Annotated in this window: 4 protein-coding genes; 2 read left to right on the top strand and 2 right to left on the bottom strand. The window is 61.4% G+C overall.

The features are described 5' to 3' along the window. Nucleotides 1–177 precede the first annotated feature (177 nt). Both NW841_RS11620 and mraY read left to right on the top strand, forming a co-directional pair. Entirely contained in the window at nt 178–2553 is a 2376-nt protein-coding gene (locus tag NW841_RS11620; RefSeq protein WP_414370898.1) for a phosphoketolase, read from the top strand. 158 nt (nt 2554–2711) lie between these two features. Then, a complete protein-coding gene (gene mraY, locus NW841_RS11615; RefSeq protein WP_414386507.1) occupies nt 2712–3734 on the top strand; it encodes a phospho-N-acetylmuramoyl-pentapeptide-transferase in 1023 nt (340 codons plus the stop codon). A 188-nt stretch (nt 3735–3922) separates the two neighbouring features. Here the strand turns inward: mraY and NW841_RS11610 are convergent, their stop codons facing one another. Together NW841_RS11610 and NW841_RS11605 are read right to left on the bottom strand one after the other, a co-directional pair. Further along, on the bottom strand, nt 3923–4492 hold the full coding sequence (locus NW841_RS11610; RefSeq protein ID WP_414376873.1) for a hypothetical protein: 570 nt from the start codon (nt 4490–4492) through the stop codon (nt 3923–3925). Nucleotides 4493–4719: 227 nt separating this feature from the next. Then, nucleotides 4720–5325, bottom strand: a complete 606-nt coding sequence (locus NW841_RS11605; RefSeq protein WP_414376875.1) for an Npun_F5749 family FMN-dependent PPOX-type flavoprotein — start codon at nt 5323–5325, stop codon at nt 4720–4722. Between the last annotated feature and the right edge of the window lie 51 nt (nt 5326–5376).

Here is a 5376-nt window from a genome sequence, read left to right as displayed (position 1 = left end):
GGGCAGAAGAAGAGACAAAAGCTCTGCTGCCAAGCGGGTGAGGAAACCCCACCCGCCTACGCGGTGGGGTAGTTCATCCCTCACCCCATCTCCCAAATCCAAAGGAATCCCAAGATCCCCAAGCCTACGCCCCAACCTGGCTCACCATGGGAGTAGAGATACCTAGGGGGTACGGCTATGGTTTTGGCAGAACAGCTCTCGACAAAACCGCTGACCGACGACGAACTGCGCAAAATGGACGCCTACTGGCGGGCCGCCAACTACCTGTCGGTGGGGCAGATTTACCTGATGGACAACCCGCTGCTGCGGGAACCCCTCAAGCTAGAGCATGTGAAGCCGCGCCTGCTGGGGCACTGGGGCACCACACCGGGGCTGAATTTTATCTACGTGCATCTCAACCGCATCATCAAGCGGGAAAACCTCAACATCCTCTACATCACCGGCCCCGGCCATGGCGGCCCCGCTCTGGTGGCCAACACGTACCTGGAGGGCACCTACAGCGAGGTGTACCCCAACATCAGCCAAGACGCCGAGGGCATGCGCAAGCTCTTCAAGCAGTTCTCCTTCCCCGGCGGCGTACCCAGCCACGTGGCCCCGGAAACCCCCGGCTCCATCCATGAGGGGGGAGAGCTGGGCTATGCTCTAGCCCACGCCTTTGGGGCAGCCTTCGACAACCCCGATCTGCTGGTGGCCTGTGTAGTCGGGGATGGAGAAGCCGAGACTGGCCCTCTGGCTGCCTCTTGGCACTCCAACAAATTCCTCAACCCCATCCACGACGGGGCGGTGCTGCCGATTCTGCACCTCAATGGCTACAAGATCGCCAACCCGACGATCCTGGCCCGCCTCAGCCGTGAAGAGCTGCAAAGCCTGTTTGTGGGCTACGGCTACAAACCCTACTTTGTCGAAGGCTCCGAGCCAGCCCAGATGCACCAGTTGATGGCCGCCACTTTGGACACGGTGATCCACGAGATTCAAGAAATCCAGCAGCACGCCCGCAGCAAAGGGGATCCTACCCGTCCGCAGTGGCCGATGATCATCCTGCGCACCCCCAAAGGCTGGACGGGCCCCAAAGAGGTGGACGGCAAAAAAGTAGAGGATTTCTGGCGCTCCCACCAGGTGCCACTGGCGGATCTGGCCAAGAACCCGGAGCACCTCAAGCTCCTGGAAGAGTGGATGCGCAGCTACAAGCCAGAAGAGCTCTTCGACGAAAACGGCCGTTTGCGGCCCGAGCTGCAAGAGCTGGCCCCCAAAGGGGAAAAACGCATGGGTGCCCTGCCCCACGCCAACGGCGGCCTGCTGACGCGGGAGCTGAAAATGCCGGACTTCCGCAACTACGCCGTAGACGTCCCGCGCCCTGGCACCACGGAGGCCGAGGCCACGAAGGTGCTGGGACAGTTTTTGCGAGATGTAATGAAGCTCAACCCCCACAACTTCCGCCTCTTTGGCCCCGACGAAACTGCCTCCAACCGCCTGAACGCCGTGTTTGAGGCCAGCGACCGCACCTGGGTGGCGCCTATCTACGACTACGACGAGCACCTCTCCCCCGATGGACGGGTGATGGAGATCTTGAGCGAGCACGTCTGTCAGGGCTGGCTGGAGGGCTACCTGTTGACAGGCCGCCACGGCTTCTTTTCCTGCTACGAAGCCTTCATCCACCTGGTGGACTCGATGTTCAACCAACATGCCAAGTGGCTGAAAACCACCCGGCACATCCCTTGGCGGCGGCCCATCCCCTCCCTCAACTACCTGCTCACCTCCCACGTGTGGCGGCAGGATCACAACGGCTTCAGCCACCAGGATCCCGGCTTTTTGGATCACGTGGTCAACAAAAAAGCCGAAATCATCCGCGTCTACCTGCCGCCGGATGCCAACACCCTGCTCTCGGTGGCCGACCACTGCCTGCGCAGCCGCCACTACGTCAATGTTATTGTGGCGGGGAAACAGCCGGCCCTGCAGTACCTGGACATGGATGCTGCCATCAAGCACTGCACCCAGGGCCTGGGGATCTGGGAGTGGGCCAGCAACGATCAGGGCTCGGAGCCGGATGTGGTCATGGCCTGCTGCGGCGATGTGCCGACGATGGAAACCCTGGCGGCGGCGGACTTTTTGCGGCAGCACCTGCCGGATATCAAGATCCGGGTGGTGAACGTGGTGAACCTGATGAAGTTGCAGCCGCCCAGCGAACACCCCCACGGCATCAGCGACAAGGAGTTTGTCAGCATCTTCACCCCCGACAAGCCCATCGTGTTTGCCTTCCATGGCTATCCTTGGCTGATTCACCGCCTCACCTACCGCCGCCCCAACCACCACAACCTACACGTGCGCGGCTACAAGGAGGAAGGCACCACCACCACTCCCTTTGACATGTGCGTCCTCAACCAGGTGGATCGCTTCAACCTGGCCAACGACGTGTTGGAGCGGGTGGAGCGCTTCAAGTACCGGCGGGATCACGTCCAGCAGTTGATTCGGGACAAGCTGGTGGAGCACAAGCAGTACATCTGCAAGTACGGCGAGGATCTGCCGGAGGTGCGCAACTGGAAGTGGCCCTACTAGGGGATCCTTCGCCTCTGGGCCTCCGGCAGGGTAGAGTTTTCTTAGGCTCTCCTGCCGGAGTTTTTTGAGGAGTTGGGCTGGAGGTTAAGGGGGTGAGGAGTTCAGAAAGGGCGGATGCGGATACGCTTCCCGCTCTGGAAGAGGCGGCCTGGGGAGGGATGGCCCTCTCCTGGGTTCTGGGCCTGGCCCTCTCGGCGTTGGTCATCGGGATCCGGCCCCAGGTGGCCGTCCCCTTTGGATTGAGCGTACTGGGATCGGCTATGTTGGGATCCCTGCTTCTCCCAGCCTTGCGGCGCTGGAAGGCAGGGCAGGTCATCCGCGAAGAGGGGCCCCAGTCCCACTACAAAAAAGCGGGCACGCCAACCATGGGTGGCCTTAGCTTTTTGCCCGTAGGGCTGCTGGTAGCTGGCGTCGGGAGCGGCTGGGATCCCCAGTGGCTGGCGGTGGCGCTGCTGACTCTGGCCTACACCTTGGTTGGCTGGCTGGACGATTGGCTGGTTATCCGGCAGCGCTCCAACAAGGGGTTGTCCCCCAAGGTGAAGCTGTTGCTCCAAGTTGGGGTTGGCCTGGCTTTTTGCGGCTATCTAGCTTGGCAAGGGATCCCTACCGTTCTCACCCTGCCGGGAATAGGTGCCCTCTCCCTGGGCTGGCTGTTCTGGCCTTTGGCTTTGTTTGTGTTGGTGGGAACCAACAACGCCGTCAACCTCGCCGACGGCATGGACGGTCTGGCGGCAGGGGTGGTGGCCCTCGTCCTGGCAGGGCTGGGGCTGATGGCAGCGGATCCCGTTTTGGCGCTCGTGGCTTTTGCCTTGAGCGGTGCCTGTCTGGGCTTTCTGGTGCACAACCACCACCGGGCCCGCCTGTTTATGGGGGATACCGGATCCCTGGGCTTGGGAGGCGCTCTGGCGGGGCTGGCCCTGCTGGGGGATCAGCTCTGGGCCCTGGCCTGGATGGGCGGGATCTTGGTGGTGGAAGCCCTGTCAGTCATCCTGCAGGTGGGCTACTTTCGATACACCAAACGCAAGACCGGCCAAGGCAAACGGCTGCTGCGCATGTCTCCCCTCCACCACCATCTGGAGCTGGGGGGCTGGTCGGAGGTGCAGGTGGTGGGGTGCTTCTATGGGCTAACGGCGCTATTGGTGGGGCTGGGCTGGGCCTGGTGGCACTGGGCCGGAGCTTGAGAGGCAGAGGATCCCGGCGGACTGCAGCTCCCACTTCCCGTGCAGGGGCCGAGCTCCCAAGCCGAGTTTGGGACTATCTTCTCCTCTACTCTCCAGCGCCCTCTGAGGAGCCAGAGTGCAATGGCTGTAACTTTTTTGAACCATTTTGAAAAGTTTGAAAGGGTATTTCGGGCCGCCTGCCCGGCTGCCTAAGGCTGCAAGATCATCGACCAAAAGCCGCTCTCTTCATTCCAAAAGGGCGCCAGCGACTCTCCCACCACGTTCGGCCCCCAGTAGCGAGCGGTTCCATCCAAGGTAAAAGCCACCACAATATCTCCGGGGCCGATCTGCAGTGGCTCCTCGCCCAAACTCAGCACCAATCCTTCACTACCCCCTTCTCCGGGCGCAAAGTCCCAGTGGGCCGTTTCTGGGTTGAGCAGCCGTCCGCCGCTGCGCATCAAGATCACCAGCCGAATCGGGTGAGGGGTGCGATTGCCGACTCGAAAGAGTCCTGTGCGGGTGGAGGTGGGGAAGGCAGATTCTGAGGGCAGGGCAGGAGCTATATTCTCTTCAAGGGAGCCTTGTGGGGATTTTAACATCGGCTGGGCTGTCAGCTCCTGAACGGGAGCCAGACCCCAAACCAAAGCGACAGCCAACCCCAGGGATCCCTGGCGCAGCCTGTCCTGCAAAGCTCTGGCCAACAAGGGCTTGCCGGTCAAAAAGAGAGGAGCAACAGCTTGGGCAATGCGCTTAGCAAATGAGAGGGCGGAAATAGACATCAGAGGTACCGCAACCAGGAAGGCTAGGTATCGGCTGGAGACAGAAGCTGAGGGACTCCTACCCCCCAGGAGGGGAGCTCCAGCTGCCGTCAGACGGCGTCGCTCCGGAGGGTGGGAGATTGTTCATTTGCGCTAGCACATCTATTCTCTTCAATATTCTCCCGGAAAGCGAGGGGAAAAACGGCTTCCCTGCCCCCTGCCCAGGTCGGAGCCGGCTGGGATCCCTTCTAGGGGTTGACCGCTCGGCATTGCCAGCCTTGCGGACTGCGCTCGTAGACGGTTCGCAATTGGGGGTAGGTTGCATCCCCCTTGAGCTGGAGGTGATCCACCTCCGTTGGATCCAACAGCAATAGGACAAATGTCGGCGGTGGCAAAGAAGCCTTTTCGGGGGGCAGCTCTCCAACAAAAGCCTCTGGTGGGGCAAGAGGGCCTTTGGGTTCCGGCCAGAACCAGAGCAGCCGTCCTTTTTCCGAGATTTGCTGCCATACCTGTTGCCGCTGCTGCTGCGCCTGGGGATCCGGGTGGTCAGCGGCGATGGCCTCGAGAGTGCCGGCAATGCGAAATTGCTCGCGAGTTTTACAGAAGTACCAGCAGATCTGGGCCAGTGGGCAGTGGGCAATCTGGCAGATCTTCTCGCTGCGGCTGTCCACCGCCAACTGGATGCGGTCGGTATCCCGCAAAAATCCCCGGAAGACCACCGTGCGGTTACGCGGATGCCCCTGGGGATCCACTGTAGCCAGTTGCAAATAGCGTACACCGGGATCGCTGCGGTTGCGGTGCAGGGCCGCCTGGAGCAACATCCGCCAAGAGGGATCCCTGGCTAACGGGTTCATGGGGGTGCCAGCCAAGACTTCAACTAGGGAGGGGGAGGAGCCTCTGATTGC

It is taken from the genome of Synechococcus sp. H60.3 (assembly GCF_047462295.1).
GTDB lineage: Bacteria > Cyanobacteriota > Cyanobacteriia > Thermostichales > Thermostichaceae > Thermostichus.
This window is presented reverse-complemented; position numbering and strand designations above follow the sequence as displayed.